Raw genomic sequence first — 25,312 nt, forward strand, 5'->3', positions numbered from 1 at the left:
TTACAGTTTTTTTGTTTTCTCATGACTTGCCTCTTGTGATGATAAACGTTCTTTTGTAAAGTCGAAACCAAGTTTATATCATAATTTTTCATAAAGGTCAGGATATTCGCTGATGAGGCCCTATGGACAGGTTCGTCGTTTATTTTTTAAAAGTGAGTATTCTAATAGATCTTTGTTCTCAGTTGTTTCTAAAAAGCAAAGAAATACATAATATGTTTTTTTTAGAATACACCTTATTCTTTTACATAAAAAGCTCACAATATGACCCCTCGTAATCGATCGCTGCTTAATACGATTGCTTTCTTATTTGTTTTATTTGGTGCAATTATTTATACCATTATGCATGTGCGTGAGGACTTAATGGGCTCAACACATTCATCAGCTTTGGCTTTTTTATTATTGGGCTTGGCATTAATTATTGCATTAGGGTTTGAATTTGTAAATGGCTTTCATGATACCGCAAATGCTGTGGCTACGGTGATTTACAGTAATTCCTTACCCCCTACTTTTGCTGTCATTTGGTCAGGAATTTGGAATTTTATAGGCGTGTTGCTATCAAGTGGTGCTGTTGCCTATACTATTATTTCCCTATTACCCATTGAGCTGGTACTCAAAGTTGGTAGCGAGGCAGGCTTTTCAATGATTTTCGCCTTGCTATTGGCTGCGGTTATTTGGAATTTGCTTACTTGGTTTTTTGGTATTCCAAATTCGTCTTCTCATACATTAATTGGTTCGATTCTTGGCGTCGGGATAATGAATCAGTTATTGATGGGCGATGGCGTAAGCAGTGGCGTGGATTGGGGACAAGCACTACAAGTGTTCAAAGCATTGATATTCAGTCCTTTGGCTGGATTTGCAATCGCCTTTTTAGGAATGCAATTACTACGCGTTTTGTTACCTATTCCAACATTGTACCAAGCTCCAAAAGAGGGCAAAGCACCACCTTGGCCTATGCGTTTACTGTTGATTTTAACTTGCACAGGGGTAAGTTTTAGTCACGGTTCCAATGATGGGCAAAAAGGCATGGGATTGATTATGTTAATTCTCATTGGGACTGTCCCTACAGCCTATGCACTAAATAGTGCTGTGTCTTCAAAACAAGTTGAGGACTTTACGCATAAGGCGATTATTGTAGATAAAATTCTAGCTCAATATAGTTCAGATATTAAATTATCATTAAATGAGAGCCATGCAATTTTAACGAAAACGATTCAACAAAATCATTTGTTACCAGAAACCGTTCCTGCAATGAGAACAATGCTTCAAACAATCAGGGCAGATGTCGGTAATCGAACAACATTCAAAGAAGTTCCCATCGAGCATCAAACTAATTTAAGAAATAATTTATATTTATTAGATCAAAATCTAGTTCATTTTACCCATTTAAAAGGGGACTTACCGAAAGCAGAAGAATCAGTGATTGACGATTTCGAAGGTGATATTGTTAGTGCAATTCAGTTTATTCCTCCTTGGGTCAAAGTTGTCGTTGCGATTGCGTTGGGTTTAGGTACGATGGTTGGGTGGAAACGCATCGTCGTCACAGTTGGTAAAAAAATTGGTAAACAAGAAATGAGCTATGGCCAAGGTGCTGTTGCTGAAACCGTTGCCATGACTATGATTCAAATGGGAAATCAATTTCATATGCCAATTAGCACAACGCATGTTGTAACCTCTGCGATTGCAGGAACGTCTGTTGGACGTGGGAATGGAATACAATGGAGTACAGTGCGAAATATGGCGATGGCGTGGATATTAACTTTACCCATTTCAATTATATTGTCTGGTTGCCTTTTTTGGATATTTTTGAAATTATTTTAAACAATAACAGTTAATGATAAAATAGATTTTATGATGAGATCTGTTTTGTCGTTATTATATTGCATTATTTGGAATAGAGTAAATGAAGTCAAAAATCGGTTATAGGCTATCTGAAATTGAACAAGAGGCAATAGCAATTTGTTATCCTTGGATATTCAAAGGATTTCAATTTTTAAAACCTGAAACAGGTCATGAGCTAGCGATTGGCAGCTTATTATTGGGTTTGTGCGGTGGGCATAAACCATGGCAAGATGATCCCATATTACAAGTGAATGCAATGGGATTGTCTTTTCCTAACCCTATTGGAATGGCTGCTGGATTTGATAAAAATGCGTTAGTAATTTCACCATTGGCTCGACTGGGCTTTGGTGCTGTTGAGGTTGGAACGGTTACACCTCGACCACAAACTGGGAATCCAAAACCAAGATTATTTCGATTGACCGAAGATGGTGCCATTATTAACCGTATGGGGTTCAACAATGATGGAATTAACAGTATTGTTGTACGACTTGAGAAAATAAAAGATTCGAAAGGATCATTTAAAACAACGGCGAACATTCCCGTTGGTGTCAACATTGGTATTAATAAAATTGGGGCTGATCCTGAAAAAGATTATCCATTTCTAGTGGGAAAAGTTCAGGATTATGCAGATTATATTGTTTTAAATCTTTCCTCTCCTAATACGCCTGGATTAAGGGATTTACAACATCCCTCTCGTTTACGTGGTATCCTAGCAGCGATTAAGGATCAATATCCTCACCATCCTCCAATATTGGTTAAATTAGCCCCTGATTTGGAAGAGAAAGAGATTGAAGGAATTGTTGAAACCGTTATAGAAGCTGGGATAACAGGATTAATTTTAACAAATACAACGATTTCACGTCCCGATAATTTGCAAGGAGCTTTTCGTTATGAGCCAGGTGGATTATCAGGTCGCCCAGTTCGTCAAAAAAGCACTGAAATGTTGGCTCGGGTTGCACGTTTATCCAAAGATAGATTAACATTAATTGGATGTGGTGGGATTGAAACTGGTGCTGACGTTATCGAAAAGATTATGCACGGTGCTGATTTTACGCAAGTATATAGTGCCTTAGTTTATGAAGGCCCTGGTTTAGTTCGGCGTATAAAAAAAGAAATTGTTGAAATTTTAAATCAGCAAGGGATCAAGCATATTTCAGAGTTAAAAAACATTGCCCTTTAGTTTTGTATATAAAGCCATTCAATCTTAATAATTGGATGGCTTTTTTTGATTCGCTTTATTTTATTTGTTTGCACGCAAACGAAGCATATCAACATATTTTTTCATCGTAATTAGCTTATTTTCTGTTGATGCGTTTAAGAAATGTACTAATCCTAGCGTTTGATTTCCGTTTGGTATCAATGTTGTTTCAGGTGGGATACGATATAAATTTAACAACTTTGACATCGAGATGATTTCTACCTTTTTAAATTTAAATAAAGTATAATTTGTAAATCGTTGATCATAAAATTCATCTCTGTATCCTTGTTTATCCATGAAACCATAAGTAGACTGAAGGATCATTTCAAAGAAGGGTAATACAGATTCAACATTGTTGAAGAATAGTGCTCCTGCTGAAAAGCCTCTGTTTTGTGGATTAAATGGAACGTTATCTTCTTGCATTAAACGCCAACCATACCAATATCCGCCTGATTGTGGTGATCCTTCACCAATCAAGCCTTCTTGGCAAGCATGTACCAAAGGGCTATCAATTAATTTAATAAAAAAGTCGTCTAATGGGGCATTACAGATAATATCTGTATCCATGTACAGTAACGGTTGTGCTTGTTGCAAAATTGGGTGGTTAATACGGTATCTTGCCATAACCCAATCTAATGTATCTGTTGCTGGCAGAATGGTAATCATATGAAGTTTGTTACCTAGCCTCAAAGAAGAGAGTTTATCTTGTAAATATTCTTTGGTGTTTTCTGCGGTAAACACCACAATTTCATGCTGCCAATTTCCAAATTCGATCAAAGATTGTATGGATGTATAAACACATTCGAAAATTGCATCTTTACCAAATGCACAAAAATAAATAATTGGTTTATATTTTTTAAAGATGGCCACCTTCCATGATTGATGAACCAATTGGAATTCTTTGATATCTTGGAGATTAGTTAAGGGACGGGCGGTTAATATTTCTTGGTCATTGGTGATAATATCCCCTAATATCCATGTTCCGTCGCTATTACGCTGAGGCTGTATAAGCGTATTATTTCCTAAAACTACCCATTGGGAGTTCAAAATATAATCGAACCATTGTTGTGTATTCTGCATGTTATTCACTTTATTAACAATATTCCAAAGGTCAATTATGATGACCTTTAGAATATAGATTTTACGGAGTTGCAGGACCTTTGATAATTTGAGCAAGGTCTCTTGGACGAACATAGGTTTGGAATGCTTTTTGGATTTCGGCAGCTGTTGCTTTGTAATAGGCTTCTGCTGCAAGATGGGAAGTATTTAACGGCAGTCCCAAACTGGTATAAGTTAAATAACGACTGGCAATCCCATCAATACTGGCCTCTTGCAAAGGAATGCTGCGTAACAAAGAGGCTTTTGCGAGTTGTAATTCATCATCTGTTACCGAAGCAGTTTTCATTGAAGTTAAGTCTTTTAGTGCCGCTTTGCGTGCTAAAGAGACTTTATCTGGATCTGCACCAAAACTAATACTGTATGAGCCTCTGGTTTGTGACCAGCTAAAATCACTATTTACATTATAGACATAGCCTGTTTTTACACGTAAATCTTTATAAAAACGTCCAGCAAAGCCACCACTAAGGACTTCATTGCCTAAATTTAATAAATAATGATCTGGATGATGCACATCCAACCCAATGCTTTCTACGAGTGCAACACTATTTTGCACTGCGCTTTTGTCGGGAACATGGACATAAGAACTTTTACTATTTGGACGTGTAGGCATGTTCAGGTCAGGCTTTTGTCCTTCGGCTTTCCATTGACCAAAATATTTTTCTATCGTTGTTTTTGCTTGCTGTGGGGTGATATTTCCAGCCACAACAATCGTCGTTAGATCAGGTCTAAAAGATTTTTTATAAAAATCATTCAGATCTTGTATGCTCAACTTCATGACTGCTTGAGGGTTAGGTTGGCGTAAACTTGGATCATTAGGTGGATTAATAGCTTTGGTAATTGCTCTGCTGAAATGATAGCCAGGAGATTGATATAATCCAACTAAAGATTGCGAGGTTTGTTGCTTTACAATATCAAAGAATTTTTGATCAAAAGCGGGATTAAGCTCGTTATCAGCTAATAACTGTACGCCACGATCAAAATCAGGAGCTAATACAGATAAAGAAAAATCACTGCCAGCATTGACATCAGCGGCAATATCGTCAACTGCCTTTCTGAAAGCTAAACGATCTAAGGTTTTGGTTCCATATTTGAACATATCATCCGTGATGCCTGCAATACCTTCTTTACCTTTACCTTCTTGCAAGCTAGGGTTCTGGCGGACTTGTCCAAAGATACTGATTGTATTGCTGACATGAATGGGTTGTACAATCAAACGTATTCCGTTGCTGAGGGTTATATCTGTGGGGGCAGCACTTTCTTTAGGAATATTTAGTTTTTTCAGTGCAGATTCTGCCCAGTCAGGAAGTTTAACGGGTTTATCTGGTACTGAGGCAAAGGATTCTGCACCACCATAACCTTTATTTGAAATTGGTTTTCCAGAGTTTTCAGGGGTTAAAATAGCGGTAATGGCTTCGTCAGGATTCAGGATTTGTTTAGCAAGCTCATTGACTTGCTCAGGGGTAACTGCTTGATAGGCAGCAGCCATCTCATTGGGATCATTTAATCCTTGGAACGCTAATGCTGTTGACCAAGAGCTGGCCAGTCCTGTGATGCTGTTGGCAGAGAACGCAAGACTGGCGATTTCTTTTCGTTTTGCAGCTTCGATGAGTTCAGGGGAAACGCCATGATCATGAATATTTTGAAGGATTTGTTTTACTTCATTCAAAATAGGTTTGTAATCTTGTCCTTTGGGGAAGGCGGCTATCGCAACACCAAAACCAACCTCTCCTTTGGGGACATATTCAAAATCTGCCATTAAGGCTTTGCCTTGAGGAACCAATCCATATAATGCACCCCGTTGGCTAGAAATAACATCGCTTAAAATATCCGCCACGGCAAAATTCTTTGATTTTTCCCCAGGCATACGCCATGCAATCGTGACTAAGCTGGTCGGGAAATCCGTAGGATAGGTTAATGTTTGTGCTTTGATGGGCTTAAGCGTAATAGATTTGGTTTTAGGAATATCTTTACGAGGGATAGAACCAAAATCTTTTTCGACTTGTGCAATGGCTTGAGCAGGGTCAACATCACCAGAAATGACTAAGATTGCATTATTAGGTGCGTAATATGTTTCATAAAATTTTCGTAACAATGCCACAGTGGTTTTATTAAAAGAAGGACGTGTTCCCAAAGCATCATGTTCGTAAGGTGTGCCATCGAACATGATTTTTTGAAGTTCAGATACATATTTATAAATAGGATTGGATAAGTCCCTTGAGACTTCTTGTTCAATCGCACCACGTTCTTTTTCCCAATCTGCAGCATTTAAGCTGAGACCACCCATCCGTAATGCTTCAATTTTTAACATAATATTTAAATCTTCAGCGGGGGCAGTATAGTAATATTGGGTTACATTTTCAGTGGTAAAGGCATTATAACTGCCTCCTAATTGGGCGCCCAAAACAGCCAGTTGATCTTTGTCTAATCCTGTGCTACCGCGGAACATCATATGTTCCAACGCATGTGCGGTGCCAGGAAATCCAGCAGGGGCTTGATTAGAACCGACAAGATAACTGATTTGAGCAGTGACTACAGGAGCTAACGGATCTTTGACAACGATAACACGTAATCCATTTTCCAGAGTTTTGCGAACAACATCCTGCTTAATGAGCACAGAGGATTGTGAGTCCACAGGTTTTTGTGCAGCTGCATTTTGGGAAAAGGAAATACCCCCCATTAATGGGGTTGACGCCAGTAAAGCAAGAGAAAGCGTTGCTGTACCAAATGTAAATTTCATCGCTATTTTTATCCTATTTTATAAAAATGTTTCTTAATAGGTTAGTAGAAAAAACAAGTTTAGTAAAATTAATATCAATAGAAACGATGGTAAAGAACTTAGATCATCAAAAAATATTTAAAATATTATTGTTACGTTAGATATTTAGAAATAATTTCGACAAGTTGCTTATAACGCCTAAACTATCCTGTGCACCAAGCTGTATTGGGTAATAGTGTATATTGTATTTATTGAAGCGCCAGTGGCAGAAAGCGTACTGGCATCAGGGATGAATAAAAAATAATATATTAAAGCAAGTAAGCAAAACGATCAATTTTGTCGTAAATTATTCATCAAAAAAAGATAAAGGCTATGTTTCACGCCTTTATCTTGGGTTTTATTCTTGGTCAGCGCTGTCAGAATTCAAATTGATATAATTTTCAAGTCCCATGCGTTTAATCAAGTCAAATTGTTTATCGATGAAGTCGATATGTTCTTCTTCTGCATCAAGGATAGAAAGGAACAAATCACGAGTTACGAAATCACGAACAGATTCACAATATGCGATTCCTTCACGAAGATCTTTGGTTGCTTTTTGCTCCATCGCAAGATCAGATCTCAACATTTCTTCGACATTTTCACCAATTTGAATGGTGTTTAAGCGTTGCATATTGGGTAAACCATCAAGCATCAAAATTCTTTCGATGATTTCGTCTGCATGTTTCATTTCTTCAATAGATTCGACATATTCTTTTTTACCTAATTTGGTAACGCCCCAATGGTTTAGAGTACGTGAATGAAGAAAATATTGGTTAATTGCAGTTAATTCGTTTGTTAATTGAATATTTAAAAATTCAATTACTTTTTTGTCTTTAATCATTTGGTTTCTCTTAAGATTATTATGATTTATTATATTTTGTTTCTTGAGGATGAATGACATCCTTGGGGTTCACCATATCACTTTTATCATCATAAGTAAAAAGCATAAACGAAATTAAAATTGTTTTTTTTCATATTTTTATAAAAAAAATACTGGACAACTTAATTGAGAATGGTTATTAATATCATTATTAACAACTTTGTTGTCTTGGGGCATTTGGCAATGTATATTTGTTCATGTAGAGCTTTAACTGATAAGGATGTTGGTAACGCAATTCGGAGCGGTGCAGATCGCCCCAGTGCGGTTTATGAATCTTGTGGATGCAAACCTGATTGTGGTCGGTGTGTTAACCGGATTGTTAATATGCTTAAAGAACATAAGAAAGACGCTGTTTCAGCATAGATTTGTATATTTTGTTTCTTGAACTTATTCGGCTCGTTTGTAATGAACGAGCTTTTTTTTGTCTTTTTTATAGCAATCATTGAAAAATATTTTTATCTTGTTAAGATTTCCTACCATGACCACAACAGCGCAGAAATGGGGGGTAAAGGAAGTTTATGGCACAAAATACAGATAATGTATTAGTTCGAATTGATCTTTGGATATTGGATACGGTTTTTCAACCGATTGCCAATCGTCTTCCAGGCGAGAGGATGAATATTCGCCTTGGTATGAATCTGTTATTAGGATCAGTTATTTTTTCCTTTGCATTTTTATTAATGCCATTGTTCTTTTTCAATGTTGGCTTCTTTAATTCAACTTATAATTTGATGTCATGCATTGTCGTCATCTGTTTTTATATGTTCGTTTATCGCAATCAAGAAGTAGTCAGAGAAGGATTTATTAACCCTTTACGCTACCATCTCTTTGGGATCAGGATTATCTCGATTCCATTCACGTTATATGGTATTTATATTTGGTTGTCTTCGGGAGGAATGGCTGGTCGATTTACGATGTTATATTGTATCAGTAATATTTTATCTGTATGTGGGTTATATTTGATTTCTTGTAATATAAATCCACCTAAGAAAAAAGAAGAGCATAAAGTCGCCTTTGCTGATAATCCTTTTTCTTAATTATTGAACATGCCCTGATTAAGCTAATAATTGTCAGGGCAATTTAGATATTAACGATGAGCTCTTTCATATTCAGCAATGCGTTGTTCGGCTAATTCCCGCCAAGATATATCTTTGGGAGCGGCTTGCAGCGCTTTGCGGAATAATTGAACACTATCCTCTGAAACTTTACCTTCGGTTTGTGTTTGTACTTCGGCAATTTGTGCAGCAAGATTGGGATCAAATTGTTGATTTAATGCTTCTTTCCATGCTTGGCTTGCAGCTATTAAATTTCCACGAGAAGCCTCAATTTTTCCTAACAATAAATAACCTTCTATTCTTTTGGGATCTGTCATGGATAAACTAGATAATCGTATTTTCAATTGCTCTATATAAGGGGCTACTTTTTGACTCATTTCTTTTTGCTCAACCAGCCGTGGTGCGAGCGGTGCAGCTGGTAAAGAAGGAACACCATTCATCAAGTATAACCCTATTGCCGCCAATGGAATGCAACATAATCCCAAACCAGTAACGATTACGCTGCCTCTCGATAAGGGCGATTGCGGCATTGACGATTGTATTGAAGAATCTGTTTTTAATAGTCGTCTTTGGATTTCAAGTTGCGCTTGATTATATTCAGGTTCTAAAATAAGCCCGTTGTTAAGATCATTTTTAATTTCATTTAATTGAGATTGATACACTCGCAAAGCAGATTGCTGTGTATTGGTTATTGTTGGGGCTTTGCATAAAGCGATCCAACATGGAACCAAGCAGAGTAAGCTAAAAAGAATAATTACTGTCCATAACATTGTTGTTTACTCTTTCATTAACTCGGAAAGGCGTTTTTGTTCTTCTTTACTCAATGCTTTAACCTCTATATGTTTGCGTTTGCGCAAGGTTACAAAAGCGATGATAAAACCTATGCCTAAAGCCAACACAGGCATAAACCATAATAAAGCTGTTGTAAAAGTGAAAGGCGGCTTTAAGCGAATAAAATTCCCGTAATGATCCACCATCCATTCCATGACTTGTGAGTCTGTATCTCCTGCAATAATGCGTTGTCTAACAACTTTGCGTAAATCTTTGGCCAGATCAGCACTGCTATCTTCGATGCTTTCATTTTGACAAACCAGACATCGTAATTGCGCTCCAAGATGCTGAGCCCGTTGCTCTTGTTGGGTGTTTTTCAACATTTCATCGGGACTATCAATACCAAAAGCAAGCATTGGTGCTGATAGGCTGATACAAAAAAGAAAAAAAATCGTTAAGAAACGCATGATTACAGTTCTTTATTGCAAAAGAGATAATAGAGTTTGAGTAGAAGCAACAGTTAGCGGTTTAGGATAATGCCATTTAATAATCCCGCCAGGCATAATCAGAAAACTTTCTGGAACACCTGAAAGTCCCCATTCAATACCAATATTTCCTTCGGGATCTTGACCGATCTTTTGATAAGGGTTGCCATTGCGTTCTAAAAATCCAGAGACTGCTTCAGGCTTATCTTTATAAGCAATCCCCCAAATATTAATGTGGCTGGATAATTGCTGTAAAACACCCATTTCTGTCAAACAAGGAATACACCAAGAAGCAAAAAAATTAATGAGAATAGGTTTGGTTTGTTGTTGCAACTCTTGTTGATTAAATCCTGCTGATGGGGGTTGACCTAATAATGAAAAAGAAGGAATAGGTTTGTTGATAACTGGGATATTGATTTCTCTGGGATCAAAATTGCCTTTGCGTAATCCAGATAACATTGCCAAGAATCCTCCACCTGCAACAGCAGCAGTGGCAAAAGGGATGGACCATAATAGACGGCGACGGGTAATGTCCTGCATATCAGGCTTCCTTTACCTTTTTACGTTGGGCTGGGGTACCAATTCTGAAACGACGATCCGTTAAGGTAATAAACCCACCCATTGCCATAATAAATCCACCCATCCAGATCCAAGGTGCCAAGGGATTATAATGTAAACGTAAGACAAATAAAGGGGTTGATTGTGTGCTGTTTTTACTGTCACCAAGCACTGCGTATAAATCAGAGATGAAATTAGTATGAATAGCGACATCCGTTACGACTTGCTTTTGACGGTCAAAGTAGTGACGGGCAGGGAACATCCATGTTACAACTTTGCCGTTTTTAGAAACTTTAATCACTGCCTCAGTAGCTATAAAATTAGCGCCTTTTCGATCTTCGATATTGGTTAATGTCCAATCATATCCAGCCAGATGTATCGTGGTATTGATGGGAACTTCAACGATTTTTTGCTGACTGGCAGCCATCCCAACAATGCCAAGGATGGTAATGGCAACACCAATATGAGCCAAATAAGACGCATAAAAAGCACGAGGTAACCCAATCATTCTCTTCACTGAGTTACCTAATGATGTTTTTAAAAGTGCAATACGGTTTATAAAATCAGAACAGGCACTTAAGATAACCCAAATACTTAACCCCGTTGCAAGTGATGGAAAAATTTGATGTAAATAGACGAAAGCAATAATCGTGCAAATAACGGATAAACCAGTTGCGATGCTTAATGTCTTAAATGTTTGTTGAATATTTCCCTTTTTAAATGCAATCACAGGGCCAATAGCCATGACGAGGAATAAAAAGAGTGCAATTGGAATCAGTGCATTATCAAAAAAAGGTTTACCAACAGATAAGGTCTGTCCGTTGATGAGCTGCACAAAAGGAGGGTAAAGCGTTCCTGTTAATACAACGGCTGCCATCGTGCATAGTAGGATATTATTCAAAACGATGGAGCCTTCGCGTGAAAAGAAGGTAAAAATCCCAGTTGAGGTCAAATTCGGGGCACGCCATGCAAAAAGTAACAAAGCCCCACCGCTAATCACGCCTAATAAAAGTAAAATAAAGACCCCTCTGGCTGGATCAGAAGCAAAAGCATGGACAGAATTTAAAATACCAGAGCGCACTAAGAATGTTCCGCTCAATGACAGGGAAAAAGTTCCAATTGCGAGTAAAATTGTCCAGATTTTTAATGCTTCTCTTTTTTCCACGACCAAGGCAGAATGTAACAAGGCTGTTCCTGTTAACCAAGGGAGCAAAGACGCATTTTCCACAGGATCCCAAAACCAGTATCCTCCCCAACCGAGTACATAGTAAGACCACCAAGATCCTAAAGCGATCCCACACGTTAATAATGCCCACGCCAAGACAGTCCAAGGTCGAACCCAACGTCCCCATGCGGCATCGACTTTCCCTTCTAATAAGGTAGCAACCGCAAAAGCAAACGGGACTGCAAACCCCACATAGCCCATATAAAGAATAGGAGGATGAAACGCCAATCCTGGGTCTTGTAACAAAGGGTTCATGCCTTGCCCGTCCAATCGGGCTGGCCATACGCGTACAAACGGATTGGAAGTAGTTAGACAAAAGAGTTCAAATCCAGCAGCGCTGCCTCCCATAATGGCAATGACTTTAGCACGAAGGGACAAAGGGAGGTGATGACTATAAGCAGAAACAATGGCACCAAAAAGGGCAAGAATAAAAGCCCAAAGTAAAATAGACCCTTCGTGATTTCCCCAAACGCCTGTAATTTTGTAAAGTAACGGCTTATCCGCAGCACTATTTTGCAAAATGTTCAACACAGAAAAATCATCAGTAACAGCAGCTGTAATTAAACATGCAAAAGCCAAAGTCAAAGCCATAAATTGACCCCACGCCAAGGGCGAAGCCAATGCCATTAAACGGTTATTCTTAACCTTAGCCCCCATTAAGGGGACAATAAATTGCGCCCCAGCAAGACAGCAAGCCAAAGCCAATGTAAAATGACCAAATTCTGGGCTAAGTATTTTTGAGATCACAGTGTTTGTCCAGAGTATATTTTTGAAATATGCTAGAAATCATTTTTTATTTTCTCTTCTACAGTAAAAAGACTTTTGAAAAGCAAACAAAATTTCTAAATAGAGTTAAACATTGTAAATTGTAACCAACCATTACAATGAATTTAACTATTTTACTAACAAAATATTAGCTTAGTGATTGAGATATGTTTGAATATGATTATTTAGGTTGTGTCATATGATCCCACGTCGCTGCATCGGGTGGAGGGCCATATTTAGGATCCCACTTGCCGCTTTTGCGTAAAGCATCAGCAACTTCTTTAGGCATATAAGTTTCGTCATGTTTAGCGAGTACTTCATTAGCGGTAAAAATATTGTTTTTGTCCAATATTCCAATGGCAATTACGCTTTGCCCCTCGCGAAATAAATCGGGTAGAATGCCAGTATAATGTACTTCGATAGCCGCTTGCCCGTCAGTGACTTGAAATTGGGCGGTGGGGGTTTGGTCTTTGTGTGAATAGTGCAAAGAATTTGCCAAAACCATTCCACCCAATCGGATCGTCGTTCCTTTTTCAGTGGGATGATTAATCAACTGTGAAGGGGCTTTGAAGTAAACCAGATTACTTGAAAATGCCGAAAGAATTAAAACGATTGCTATGGCAAAAGAAGCCATTGACCCTAGGATAATCCACAATCTTTTTGTTTTACGTTTCATGGCTGCTGATTATTTTGAATCTGTATAAGTTTTTTTTGAACACGTTTTAATCTTGTCCAAGAATGAAAAGATAATATTCCAAGGGAAAGAACGGTGATACCGTAAGCAGCAATAAGATAAGGTAAATGGGTCATAAGTTAAATGGCCTATTCATTTAATAAAAAATGGCGGACTTGACGTTCAAGAATAGCAGCACGCAATTGCATACAAACCAAAGCAATAAAGCCCAAAGCAAATCCCGTAAAACAGAAAATAAGGGGCCATATCATTGAAAGGCTCATTGTGGGTGCATGTGTTATACTAAATGTGCTGGGTTGATGTAAAGTATGCCACCAATTAACACTAAATTTAATAATAGGTAAATCAAAAACACCTACTAAAGCTAAAATTGCTGCTGCTTTATATCCTTTTTGTTGATTATCAAAGGCATGTAATAAGGTAATATGCCCAAGATATAAAAAAAACAAAACCAAGACAGAGGTTAATCTGGCATCCCATACCCACCAAGTCCCCCACATTGGCTTGCCCCACAGAGATCCTGTAATTAGACAAAGTGCGGTAATGACTGCACCAATGGGACCAATTTCACCAGCTGCCAGATCTGCTAGTGGATGCTTCCAAATTAAAGAGCATAAAGCACATGCAGCCAACGCAAAATATCCTCCACTTGCCAAAATTGCCATGGGAACATGGATATACATAATTCTGACGCTATCACCTTGCTGCCAATCCGCAGGGGAAAAACATAACCCCCAGATCACCCCAATCACAAGGAAAATGATAGCCGATACTGTAACCCATGATTGTATTTTACTTGCAAAGCGTAAAAAAGTTCCTGGATTAGCAAAACGATGAATATTGAAATGTGATTGGCTTGGTGGGGAAGATGATGTATTTGTCATTCGGAAGATATTAAATAAAAATAAAGATAATCATACTATTACAAGTGAATGTGTTTTTTTTCAATTTTAAAAGTAGAAAGATTTATATTACTATGCATAATTAATAAAGTTTTAATTATAATATGATTAGCATTAGGAATCTAAAATGTTATTTGTGATTATGTGTAATGATAAACCTGATTGTAACGAATTGAGAATGGCTGTACGTCCGCAACATCTAGCATATTTGAAAACTTATGAAAAATATATTAAAGTTTGCGGTCCTTTACTAAATAAAGATGAAAAAAGCTGTGGATCTTTGATTATGATCGAGATGGATGATCGAGCAGCAGCAGAAGGATTTGCTGATAGCGATCCATATACAAAAGCAGGTCTTTTTGAAAGTGTCATTATTAGACCAATAAAAATGATTGCATCAGACGGAAAAATGTTAGCAACATAGTCGCTTATAAAAACTAAATATAAAAAATCAATCAAATACATATAATAGGTAGAGAATAAATGCGGCTTCAATTTTTAAATCAAGCCCGATTGCTTGAAACGGATATAAACAATAAGTATCAATTTAATGGCTTATCAGCAATATATTATGATAATGTCACAGACACTTATAGTGTTCCGTGTGATTTTGGAGCCGATGGTAAACCAAAAGCAATTGATAGTTTTCAATTTACAGGATTGTATAATCCTGATGGCACCCCACAAATCCAATTGGTGAAAACCCCAGTTGATTTAACGAAAATTGATGATGTGCGCTCTGTTCGTAAAGACCCCAAAGGGGATGGGTATTGGGTAACTACAGAATCAATAAAACCAAGCATTTATCGCTATTATAACAATGGGACTGTTAGAAAATTAGGAACTATCCCTAATCTTATAGAAATCAGCTCAGAGGATGAACATAAACAATCGACAAGAGCGACTTTTTCCCCTGATGGGTTTTATTACGTTGCGTTACAAAAAAACTTGAAACAAGATACTCCAGGATATATTCGAATTACGAAATTTGATTCAGATGGGCAATCGGTTGCACAATATGCTTATGGTACTGATTCTACCTCTACGAATAATAATGGTGTTTATGAAATATTGGCAATTAACAACGATCAGTTATTGGTATTAGAACGAGAGTATACTTCAGATCAAAGCAATCTAATGGCAAAAATGAATGCATATGCCAGGGTTTATGAAATTAATTTAAAAAATGCAGAGAATATTTTAAGGGTTGTCGATTTAAATTCTACAAATGCACAATTAGTCCCAAAGAATCTTGTCCTTGATTTAGAAGGTTCGTCCTTGGCAAATGCACAAGAGTACGGTTTGACTGGTATTGTAAATATGAGTTTAGGCCCGACTTTATTTGATGGAAGACGATCAGTTGTTTTTGCCTCGAATACGCAGAATACCACTACTAGCGCAGAAAATACAAAATTAGTTAGTTATGCGCTTGATACGACATCCAGCAATTTACAGTTGTATTATATCAATCAAGTTGGGTTGCCTTTTGATTATAAATACAGAGATTCTAATGGTGTAACCTATCGTATTGGTGGATTATCAGGAATTGACTATGATCCTAAAACAGATACTTATATTGTTGAGTCAGATCACCAGACAATTGACGGTGCTTCGCTAGGATATTCTGTAATGTTTCGTATTAAACTGCACGGATTAACTGATGTCAATTCGCGTCCAACAGTTGAGTTTTTGAGTGCGCAGCCACTGGTTAATGAAAAGGGCAATCCTATCTCAGATGCTGAATCCATTCGTCTTGATCCAAATGGAAATGGTTTTTGGTATACGACAGAAGAAAAACCTGCTGGAATTTATCATTATCATCAAGATGGTTCAGTAACTAAGGTTGCAGTGCCAGAGAATATTGCTCTGCGGGCTCAAGATAATTTAAGTCTAGAGGGTTCTACTTTCGCACCTGATGGCTCTTATTATATCGCTATGGAGCGTAATTTAACGGGTGATGCCACTGGATATTCTAGAATTACGAAATATGACGAAAACGGAAATATTACAGCGCAATATGCGTATTATACGGATCGTCCTTCGACGATTGGTGCAACGAGTAATGGGATTTCCGAGATTTTAGCTTTGGATAGCAACACGCTTTTAATCATGGAAAGAGGTAATAATAGAAATCAGACAGGTGTTACAGAGGGAGTCTCGAGCAACCGTGTACGTATTTATAAAGTCAGTTTAATTGGTGCACAAAATGTTTTGAATATTGATTATTTGACGGCTGAGAATGCCAAGCTATTGGACAAGACTAAAATCTTTGATTCCCAAGATCCTTCGATTGTGGATAAACTAAATACAAACGAGACAAAAATTGATAATATTGAAGGGATGGCTCTGGGACCAAAGTTGCCTGATGGTCGACAATCTTTGATATTAGTTTCGGATAATAATTTTAATCCGTCTCAATATAAAACTCAGTTTATCAGTCTTGCCTTAGATGATGGTGATGCTTGTTTTTTGCCCGGAACATTTATCCGTACACAAAATGGAATGGTTCGAGTAGAAGATATAATGCCAGGGGATTTGGTTTATAGTCTTGGGCATCGCAACGTATGGCAATTACGCCAAGTAGTATGGGTTGGTAAGCAAAAGGGCACTGTCATTCCCTATAAACATGATGACATGGCAGGATATCCCGTTTGTATTCGTAAAAATGCATTTGAAGAAGGCGTTCCTTTTGCAGATTTATATGTTACTGCTGAACATTGCATGTTTTTTGAGGGATGTTTTGTTCCTGTTCGTATGTTGGTCAACGGCAAGACAGTTTTTTATGACCGTTCTGCCACCACGTATGATTATTATCATATAGAGCTTGAAAAACATAGTATTATTGAGGCCAACGGGGCTTTGTCAGAGAGCTATTTAGACACTGGAAATCGTCATTATTTTGAGAGTAAATCATTAAACAATGCCACGTTTAATAAAATAAAAAATTGGGACCGTGATGCGGCAGCACCTATTATTACAAAACGAGGCAACGCACACGCCATTTTCAATTTTTTAGATCAACGTGCGGATCGTATGTGCGTGCAGTCAGTGGAGGCCAAAAGAGCTAAAACCAATGATCCCAATGTATATTTGCTGACAGATCGAGGAAGTAAGATACTGCCAATGCAAAATCGAGACCAAAAAATATTATTTGAATTACCCTCTACTACCCAATCGGTTCGTTTAATGTCGAGAACTTATCGTCCATGTGATGCATTTGGACCGTTCGTTGATAATCGGTATAATTTGGGTATTTCGGTGGGAAAAATTTGTTTGCACCATGAGGATCAAGAGCAAATTATCGATATTCACTTATCCAAACGTGAACTCTCGGGATGGTTACCTTTATCAGAGTTAAATGCTCGATGGACAGCAGGAAACGCGCTTCTTCCCTTGCAACCCTTAGATACAGTGGGAAGCGTATTTTTATCAATTCAGATTATAGAGACAGGTTCTTATTTTGTTGACGATTGAAAATGTTGCTCTTACATAACTCGTTGTTTAAGCGAAATTTTAACTAAACTCTAGAAGATTTAAGCTGTTTTCTTTATCTTTTTAGCGCTTTTATAGAATGGTTATGAATTATATAGTCTAGCGATTGAATATTTAATTATATATCCAATGATGAAAAGCTCTCAGGGGATTCTTTAGAAACTCGAAGGTTCTATCATCATAGATAAGTAATATGTGTTGAATGAGAAAGATTTAGAGTGATACAAATTATTCTTCTAATTGGTTTAGCGTAAAAAAATTAGGTTGTCGAAATAAATTGGTAACGATTGTTTTGATATCATCGACGTTGCCACTATTAATGGTTAACAACATTTTTTCGGTTGTGTCCTGTAAATTAAAATGTCCACCCCAACGTATGACTTCTTTGTTAAGGTCTTCATGTTGATGAATACAGTATAAGGAATGCGATTTTTATCAAATACATAAAATGCTGTTGTTGTATTAATCTGACTTTATCATTGTTCAAAGTAATGATCGGGCAATGGGCTATGGATTGTCAATTTATGTTCGTCACTCATTGATATATTAAAATTCCCTCGTATCTTCTGCCCATGGGATCAGTTTGGTTGTGGCTATTGTTACTGCTCCCCATAAACATATCGTCATCAAAGATAATAAGAATAAAGCTGCAAACATTAAATCGGTTTGAAAGCGATTATTTGCATTTTGCATTAAAAACCCCAGTCCAGAAGAAGCACCGACCCATTCCCCAACCACGGCACCAATGGGAGCAATAGCTGCGGCAATTCGAAGCCCCGAAGCAAAAGAAGGTAATGCGGCAGGAATACGGATATATAGTAATTGCCTTGGAGGGGAGGCATTCATCGTTTTTCCCAACTCTATCCATCCCGCTGGGGTACGGGTCAAACCGTCAAAAAAAGCAGAGGTGACTGGAAAAAAAATCATAATCATGGCCATGACTACTTTGGAACTTATCCCAAAACCAAACCATAAAACTAATAAAGGAGCAAGCGCAAAGGTTGGGATGGATTGACTTATCAAAATAATCGGCATTAACCACTGTCTAACGAATGGAATAAGACTCATCATTAATGCCAAAAGCATCCCCAGACCACATCCTAAAATAAGCCCCAGGATAGTCTCGTTAAAGGTGATAAAAGCGGAGTTCCATAATAATACTTGATTATCTTTGAAAGCGATAAAAACAGAATATGGAGAGGGTAATAAATATGGTGGTATATTAAGAAAAAGATGTATCACTTGCCATAAAAGTAATAAGCCAATTATTAAGATGGGGATGCGGAAATAAAGGGGAAAGGATGGCATTATATTGCACTTTTTTCTATCAAAAGATTTAATAAATTGGCTTGAGCTTGTTGCACATGGATATCGTCAGGATGGCGAGGAATAGAACCTTGAATAGACGGAATGAGATGAATCTGCGCAGGATGGCCAACCAGAATTTGAATATTTTCTCCTAATCGACAGGCCTCAAAAGGATCATGGGTGATTAAAATAACAGTTTTTTCATGCAATAATTGTGCTGTATAATCCTGCATTTTGCTACGGGACACACTATCCAATGCTGAAAAAGGTTCATCCATCAGAATAATCGGACGATCTTCATATAATGTTCGAGCAAGTGCAGCACGCTGGCGCATTCCTCCTGATAATTGAGAGGGATATTGATGGACGACATTGCTTAATCCCACTTGCTCTAAAATATGAAGCGCTTTGCTTTTATCTTGTTTTTCTTTTCGTAATTTACTGCCTAACATTACATTTTGAATAACCGTAGCCCAAGGCATCAACAAATCTTGTTGTGCCATATAGCTGATTAGTGAAGTTAATGAGGCTGTTGGCTCACAAGTTATCTGTCCTTCACTAATAGGTAAAAGACCAGCAATCATTTTAAGTAAACTGCTTTTCCCAACACCACTTGCCCCAAGGAGGATATTAAATACACCACCTTGGAAAGTTGTGTTTAATTTGGAAAACACAGGTTTATTCTGATAATTGAGCGTAAGATCATGAATATAGATTGATGGTGAAATGTTTGGCACAGTAATTACTTATTAAAAGGAGAAAAAGTTGCAAAAGGACGGGTTATACGAGGAGGAAAAGCAGGTTCCCCATCCATCCCGCGTTGTAAAGAAAGATTAGGATTATAAAAAGGATCATTATTACATACAGATTTCCATTTAGAGCGAATTGATAGGATTTCTTGTCGCTCTTTCCCTGCGCGTCGCCCCGTATAATGATTTCCTAAGGAAAGCGATTCATAATGGATCAACTCAGCATGTTGGCACTGAATAATATGATAGTTTGCTTTTCGTAATTTCAAACAAAAATCAACGTCATTATAAGCGATCTCATAGGTTTCATCAAATCCTTGCACTTGGTTATACGCCGACCTGCGGATTAACATGCAAGCTCCTGTAACTGCTGATACATCATGGTCGTAGGTTAATGTAAATCGATTAGATTGCTGAAAACGCCCCGCATGCTCACAGAGGTTAGCAGCCCCCATAATAATACCAGCATGTTGTATTTGCCCATTAGGATAATAGAGCTTTGCCCCAACAGCACCTACATCATCATTTTGCATATGTCCCATCATATAACTTAACCATTTTGAAGCCTTAGGTCGAACATCATCATTCACAATTGCAAAAAAATCATGCTTTGCATGTTGAATCCCAAAATTACAGCTTTGAGAGAAATTAAAACTATCTGTTTTTAACCAAACCACTCGTAAGTTTTGATGTTTTAATAAAGGACGTAAATAATAACGCTGCGCACGGCTTAAAGGAGCTGGCTGTGAGATGACTAATATTATTTCAGTATTCGGATAATGTGTCTTGTGAAGAATACTTAAAATAGCGTTGCGAATGGTTTTTGATGAAATGGTAGTTGGAATAATCAGGCTGACAGGGATGTGATCAGAAATTAGATTAATGTTTAGCGGAAAAATATTATCTTGTATTTCTCCGATCCGGTTTCGAGATAATAAATCTCGTTTAATGACTTGATGCATCGCTTTGATGGCTGCTGTGCCAGGGGTGATCTGGCGATGGCTTAATATAAAAGGCACATGATGAATAGATAAATTTTGGTTCTCTAAATATAGCGCCAAAGCAAGACGATGTGTATAAGCGGAGTTGTATTTTGTTGGATGTTGTTGTTGATAAGAGTCAAAGATATCTTGGCGAAATAGCCAAATATCTTGAGTTAAGAGACCAGATGCTAGTATTGAATATCCAATACTGGGTTTAAAGTGAGGCGTGGAGCGTTGATGATTGTGATCGAACATATCTGAGTCAGCATAAAGAGCTGCTGGGTAATTTTCTCTTGCGGCTTGATCTGCAAAAATAGCGAGCGCATGATCTGACAAGACTTCACCATTTTGTAAGATAGCCACGTAAGATTGATCGGCTTTTCGAGGTGTGGGCCATTGTTGATCTAAGCTAATATCCGTTTCAGGGTAATGACTATCAGGCGGATTATATATCAAGGAATGAATGACAGGCCATTGATTATAAAATGGACTTTGATACAAAATTTCTTTCTCTTGCTGCCCCCAGCGATCATATAGATCACACCAATCTTTGTAAGTTAAATGGATATTTGATTGATTATATTGATGATGGAGAGCTGTGCGTAAACGTTTTTTTAGATGAGTTGGCGAGCCTAAAATTGTTTTTATAATAGCTTGTGGGCTGCTCAATGCCAATAATATGCCTGCTTGTAATCGAGACAAAGGGATAATCTTTATAGAACTCAATACAGGGCTAGTTTTGCTATTCTGAGGGATACTAACTTTAATCTTATCACTATCATGTGGTAAATATATAATCCCGCCGATCCAATGTTGTGAGAAACAGTCATATTGTTTCAAATAGTGGGTTTCTTCCCATTCTAGGCTGTCACGGTGATGAATAGAAAGCACAAAAGGGAGGTTGTTATTTTGTTTTTGCAGCAGTTTGCAAAGTACCAAACACCATTGATTTTCATTCTCTTTATTTAAAGATAGTTCAATGAAGTTCGATACAAGAGGTGACATAAAGATTCTTTATACGCAATATACAATAAACAGATTCTACCAGTAGTTACATTTTTCGCAAAACAAAAATATGATATTGAGTATACTTGAGAGGATAGGATTGTAAAATGAATATAAGAAAAACTGCTGATTAGATATTAAATAATACTATATTATAAAGTATTATGTGGATAATTTTGATATTAATTTTACTTAAAAATATTGTAATAAATTATAAAGCGCATTATAATATGTATAATTGATCGGGTTATTGCTGTTTTAAATAGGTAAATCGTAAAAAATGAGCAAATATTATTCTGGATATAAAAACACCATAGCGCTACTTCTAATCGGGGGTGGTGTAACGGGTTTGTGCGATTCTGGGTACAGTGCGACCCCGCAAACGAATATTTCTCATGGTACGATGAACGCAACCGACCAAGCAAAAGCATTGTCTCATTTACAAAAGGTGGATATTGGACAAGGATGGATTGCGTGTGAAAAAACCGCTCAATCTTGTTCTTTATGGAATGCGGTTAAAGCGGTGAATATTGATCCTTATCAAGATATTAAATATCAAATAGGAAAATTATCTGTTACTTTTCCAAAAGGTCGACCAACATTTTCTTTAAATAATAAAGAATTAGTTATCTCGCTTGGAGGAATGTTCCAATATGATGTTGGTGCTTTTGTTGGTGGGAATCCAAAGGGAAATGGACCATCGATGAATAGTATCCGCAGTCATTTAAGGCGTGGTCGTTTCATCGTAAGTGCAAAATATAAAGATTTTGTGGTAACCGTGACCCCTGATCTGGGAACATCTGGCACACAAAATGATTCTTTGTTTGAAGCTTCTTTAAGGTATCAAGGATTTCGCCATACATCCATTGATATAGGGTTATTGCAGCCTCGTGTAACGTTGGAAGATGCCGAGGGTTCTAATTTTTTTGAATTCGTTGAACGCCCAATGGTGATTGATTTAGTTCGTAACATTGCTGCGGCAAATGCACGTTTGTCGTTGGGTGGGACACATTGGGAAAAAAAATATATTGTGGCAGCATATGTAACGGGTCCTCGTTATGGTTCTTTTAAGAATTTTCAAGATAATCAAGTTGGAGGTGTTTTTCGCTTGGCAGGTCGTCCAATCATTACCAACGATATTGATTTACATGTTGGTGTTTCTGGTTCTTTTGCTTTTCATGGAGAAAATCGTAAATATTCGATGAATACCGGGCAAGAAGCACAAATATGGTTAACACGTCCTTATTTAAGAACCAGAACGATGGATGGGGTTGATAGTATATGGAGTGTTGGACCTCAAGTTGCTTTGCGTTATAAAAGGTTTTTATTAACATCTGAATATTACTCTATTCATATGCAAAGGTCGTCTGTAAATGGTGAGAATGCTCCAAATTTAAATTTTCCAGGATGGTATGTTAGTGCTAATTATACGTTATTTGGGCAACCTCGACTTTACGAAGCCCAAAGAGGTGTATTTGTCACGCCGATAGGACCAACCTTTAATCCAGCAGCAGGATATTGGGGAGCATTGGAATGGTCTGCGCGGTGGAGTGTGATGGATTTAAACAGTCATAAATCTTGGTATGGTTCTGATAAAAAGTTATTGGGTGTAAATGGTGGAAAGCAGACCGTATGGTCAACGGGTTTCAATTGGTACCCATCTTCCCAAGTCAAAATAATGTTAGATTATAATCATATTCAAGCATCGTCTTCGTTGAAAAATGAGTATAACCCCAGAGGTCGCAGCAGTAATTTGGTCATTTCAAGGTTGCAATATAATTTTTAATTCAATTTTACACATTATTTTATAGTTAATGTGTAAAACCCCTTATATTACCTGACCTAAATGTTACTTTAACTTTCTATATATTCATACATAAGATTATTTTTTCGTAGTTTGATTCTCTGATATTTGTTAATTAATCTACATATTTAATAATATGGTGTGTGATATGTGTATAAATAAAATAAATGATAGCAAAATTAATAGCTTTATTTTACCATACAGCATCGTTTTCAGTGTTGCTGTATGTTTTACGAGTGCTTCTTCTGCAAGTAGTATTGCTAGCACGAAGATAGTTACCCAGTCAGAGCAAATTCCTGATGATAAACAGCTTGCACAATTAGGAGAACAAAAGGCCGATTTTGGACAAGGCTGGTATATTTGTGCAAAGGCTGAAAAAACTTGTACAATGTGGAATGCTATAAAAGTTATTAATGTAGATCCTTATAAAAATATCAAATACCATGTCGGGGGATTAAATTTAACATTTCCCAAAGGTCGCCCAACTTTGACTTCTCAAAATAAACGGTTAAAAATTTCGTTGGGTATGATTATTAACTATGATATCGGCGGATTTATTGGACCTGATAACAAATATGGTCAAGATGTTTCTGGGTCCCGAGGATATATACGTCGTGGACGATTTAGTTTAGGCGTGCAATATGATGATTTCTTACTAACCGTAAGCCCTGAATTTGGTGAGTTTTTTAGAGATACATATAATTTATATGAAGCTAACTTGGCATATAAAGGGTTTAAAAATACAATTGTTACTATCGGGTTATTTCAACCAAGATCTTCAATGCAAGATGCAGAGAGCTCGACAGGGTATGAATTTATGGAGCGTCCAGCCATTATTGACGTGGTACGTAATATTGCTGGAGGTGAGCCAAGATTAGCGTTTGGTGCCCAACATTTTGGTAATCGATATATGGTTAGTGCTTATGTCACGGGTCAGCGATTAGGCAAGCCATTCCAGCAAAATTTTCAAAATAATCAAATTGGTGGTGTATTCAGAGCTGCGGTGCATCCGCTTGCCACTCGAGATTTTGACTTACATTTAGGACTTTCAAGTTCGTTTGCTTTGCACGGTGATAATAAAAAATACGGGATCAGTGCGAGGCAAGATGCTCAGTTGTGGTTAAGTAAACAATATATTCGCACGGGCACATTGAATGGGGTTGATAATGTATGGTCTATTGGCCCAGAAGTGGGATTTCGTTGGAAACGATCTGTTGTGCAATCAGAATTTTATAACGTGCGGTTGGGACGTAATTCAAGTTATAATGAATACAGACCTAATTTTAATTTTAAAGGATGGTATATTTCGTCTTCTTATACACTTTTTGGTCAACCACGATCATATAATAAAGCACGTGCTATTTTTAATCCACCAACAGGATCGTATTTTAATCCAGCAGCAGGTCAGTGGGGGGCTTTGGAATGGGATGCACGGTTTAGCCAAATGGATTTAGATGATCGTGTACATAGTTATAGCCCCACGGGAAAATTCCAAGGAGTGCAGGGAGGAAAGCAAACCATGATTACCACTGGATTTAACTGGTATCCATCGTCCCATATGCGGATTATGTTGGAATATCATCGTGTGCACGCGACAGGGTCCAAGGGAAATAGATATAATCTCTTTGGTCGTACCAGTAACTTTATTACATCAAGATTACAATTTACGTTTTAAGACTTGAATAAGAACAAATTAACATTTGACGAAAGATTAAGTCAGCGGTG

At 37.4% G+C, this 25,312-nt stretch carries 21 protein-coding genes; 8 read left to right on the plus strand and 13 right to left on the minus strand.

What is annotated here, in order from left to right:
• Positions 1-261: 261 nt before the first annotated feature.
• Entirely contained in the window at positions 262-1,818 is a 1,557-nt protein-coding gene (locus PQG52_RS02210) for an inorganic phosphate transporter (RefSeq protein ID WP_271789083.1), read from the plus strand.
• A gap of 82 nt (positions 1,819-1,900) precedes the next feature.
• The gene (locus PQG52_RS02215) at positions 1,901-3,019 is read left to right on the plus strand and encodes a quinone-dependent dihydroorotate dehydrogenase (RefSeq protein WP_271827700.1); all 1,119 of its coding nucleotides are present in this window, start codon (positions 1,901-1,903) and stop codon (positions 3,017-3,019) included.
• Between the two features lie 60 nt (positions 3,020-3,079).
• Here the strand turns inward: PQG52_RS02215 and PQG52_RS02220 are convergent, their stop codons facing one another.
• From PQG52_RS02220 to bfr, 3 genes are all read right to left on the minus strand, one after another.
• Entirely contained in the window at positions 3,080-4,117 is a 1,038-nt protein-coding gene (locus PQG52_RS02220; RefSeq protein ID WP_271827701.1) for a hypothetical protein, read from the minus strand.
• A 61-nt stretch (positions 4,118-4,178) separates the two neighbouring features.
• Positions 4,179-6,893, minus strand: coding sequence for a M16 family metallopeptidase (locus tag PQG52_RS02225; RefSeq protein WP_271827702.1), 2,715 nt, complete (start codon positions 6,891-6,893; stop codon positions 4,179-4,181).
• Positions 6,894-7,269: 376 nt separating this feature from the next.
• Positions 7,270-7,752 carry a bacterioferritin gene (gene bfr / locus PQG52_RS02230; RefSeq protein ID WP_271789079.1) on the minus strand — a complete coding sequence of 161 codons (483 nt, stop codon included), beginning with the start codon at positions 7,750-7,752 and terminating at the stop codon, positions 7,270-7,272.
• Between the two features lie 171 nt (positions 7,753-7,923).
• Between bfr and PQG52_RS02235 the strand changes: the two genes are divergently transcribed.
• A complete protein-coding gene (locus tag PQG52_RS02235; RefSeq protein ID WP_271789078.1) occupies positions 7,924-8,154 on the plus strand; it encodes a (2Fe-2S)-binding protein in 231 nt (76 codons plus the stop codon).
• Positions 8,155-8,309: 155 nt separating this feature from the next.
• Positions 8,310-8,828 (plus strand): hypothetical protein, encoded by a 519-nt coding sequence (locus PQG52_RS02240; protein WP_271827703.1) that lies wholly within the window; start codon positions 8,310-8,312, stop codon positions 8,826-8,828.
• A gap of 50 nt (positions 8,829-8,878) precedes the next feature.
• Here the strand turns inward: PQG52_RS02240 and ccmI are convergent, their stop codons facing one another.
• The 7 genes from ccmI to PQG52_RS02275 all read right to left on the minus strand — a co-directional run bounded on the left by ccmI (position 8,879) and on the right by PQG52_RS02275 (position 14,228).
• A complete protein-coding gene (gene ccmI, locus PQG52_RS02245; protein WP_271827704.1) occupies positions 8,879-9,616 on the minus strand; it encodes a c-type cytochrome biogenesis protein CcmI in 738 nt (245 codons plus the stop codon).
• Positions 9,617-9,622: 6 nt separating this feature from the next.
• Positions 9,623-10,084, minus strand: a complete 462-nt coding sequence (locus PQG52_RS02250) for a cytochrome c-type biogenesis protein (RefSeq protein ID WP_271827705.1) — start codon at positions 10,082-10,084, stop codon at positions 9,623-9,625.
• Between the two features lie 12 nt (positions 10,085-10,096).
• Positions 10,097-10,642 carry a redoxin family protein gene (locus tag PQG52_RS02255; RefSeq protein ID WP_271827706.1) on the minus strand — a complete coding sequence of 182 codons (546 nt, stop codon included), beginning with the start codon at positions 10,640-10,642 and terminating at the stop codon, positions 10,097-10,099.
• A 1-nt stretch (position 10,643) separates the two neighbouring features.
• Positions 10,644-12,620 (minus strand): heme lyase CcmF/NrfE family subunit, encoded by a 1,977-nt coding sequence (locus tag PQG52_RS02260; protein ID WP_271828172.1) that lies wholly within the window; start codon positions 12,618-12,620, stop codon positions 10,644-10,646.
• A 211-nt stretch (positions 12,621-12,831) separates the two neighbouring features.
• On the minus strand, positions 12,832-13,326 hold the full coding sequence (gene ccmE, locus PQG52_RS02265) for a cytochrome c maturation protein CcmE (RefSeq protein WP_271827708.1): 495 nt from the start codon (positions 13,324-13,326) through the stop codon (positions 12,832-12,834).
• Positions 13,323-13,460, minus strand: a complete 138-nt coding sequence (ccmD, locus tag PQG52_RS02270) for a heme exporter protein CcmD (RefSeq protein WP_271789072.1) — start codon at positions 13,458-13,460, stop codon at positions 13,323-13,325. Before ccmD ends, ccmE begins: the two co-directional genes overlap by 4 nt.
• Before the next feature lie 12 nt (positions 13,461-13,472).
• Entirely contained in the window at positions 13,473-14,228 is a 756-nt protein-coding gene (locus PQG52_RS02275; RefSeq protein ID WP_271827709.1) for a heme ABC transporter permease, read from the minus strand.
• Between the two features lie 145 nt (positions 14,229-14,373).
• Here PQG52_RS02275 and PQG52_RS02280 point away from each other — a divergent pair, with 145 nt between their 5' ends.
• Entirely contained in the window at positions 14,374-14,670 is a 297-nt protein-coding gene (locus tag PQG52_RS02280) for a YciI family protein (protein WP_271827710.1), read from the plus strand.
• A gap of 59 nt (positions 14,671-14,729) precedes the next feature.
• Positions 14,730-17,720 carry an esterase-like activity of phytase family protein gene (locus PQG52_RS02285; RefSeq protein ID WP_271827711.1) on the plus strand — a complete coding sequence of 997 codons (2,991 nt, stop codon included), beginning with the start codon at positions 14,730-14,732 and terminating at the stop codon, positions 17,718-17,720.
• Between the two features lie 564 nt (positions 17,721-18,284).
• Here PQG52_RS02285 and PQG52_RS02290 read toward each other — a convergent pair.
• From PQG52_RS02290 to PQG52_RS02300, 3 genes are read right to left on the minus strand one after another with little or no spacing between them, the layout of a single operon-like run.
• Entirely contained in the window at positions 18,285-19,046 is a 762-nt protein-coding gene (locus PQG52_RS02290) for an ABC transporter permease (RefSeq protein WP_271827712.1), read from the minus strand.
• Positions 19,046-19,783 carry an ABC transporter ATP-binding protein gene (locus PQG52_RS02295; protein ID WP_271827713.1) on the minus strand — a complete coding sequence of 246 codons (738 nt, stop codon included), beginning with the start codon at positions 19,781-19,783 and terminating at the stop codon, positions 19,046-19,048. The genes PQG52_RS02290 and PQG52_RS02295 overlap by 1 nt, the downstream gene beginning before the upstream one ends.
• A 5-nt stretch (positions 19,784-19,788) precedes the next feature.
• Complete coding sequence (locus tag PQG52_RS02300; protein WP_271827714.1) at positions 19,789-21,783, minus strand: glycosyltransferase; 1,995 nt, start codon at positions 21,781-21,783, stop codon at positions 19,789-19,791.
• A gap of 280 nt (positions 21,784-22,063) precedes the next feature.
• On the opposite strand from PQG52_RS02300, the gene PQG52_RS02305 reads away from it, so the two are divergent.
• Together PQG52_RS02305 and PQG52_RS02310 are read left to right on the plus strand one after the other, a co-directional pair.
• On the plus strand, positions 22,064-23,569 hold the full coding sequence (locus tag PQG52_RS02305; RefSeq protein WP_271827716.1) for an OprO/OprP family phosphate-selective porin: 1,506 nt from the start codon (positions 22,064-22,066) through the stop codon (positions 23,567-23,569).
• 166 nt (positions 23,570-23,735) lie between these two features.
• Positions 23,736-25,262 carry an OprO/OprP family phosphate-selective porin gene (locus tag PQG52_RS02310; protein WP_271827718.1) on the plus strand — a complete coding sequence of 509 codons (1,527 nt, stop codon included), beginning with the start codon at positions 23,736-23,738 and terminating at the stop codon, positions 25,260-25,262.
• Positions 25,263-25,312 lie beyond the last annotated feature (50 nt).

The sequence above is a fragment of the Commensalibacter communis genome (assembly GCF_947179105.1).
Lineage (GTDB): Bacteria > Pseudomonadota > Alphaproteobacteria > Acetobacterales > Acetobacteraceae > Commensalibacter > Commensalibacter communis.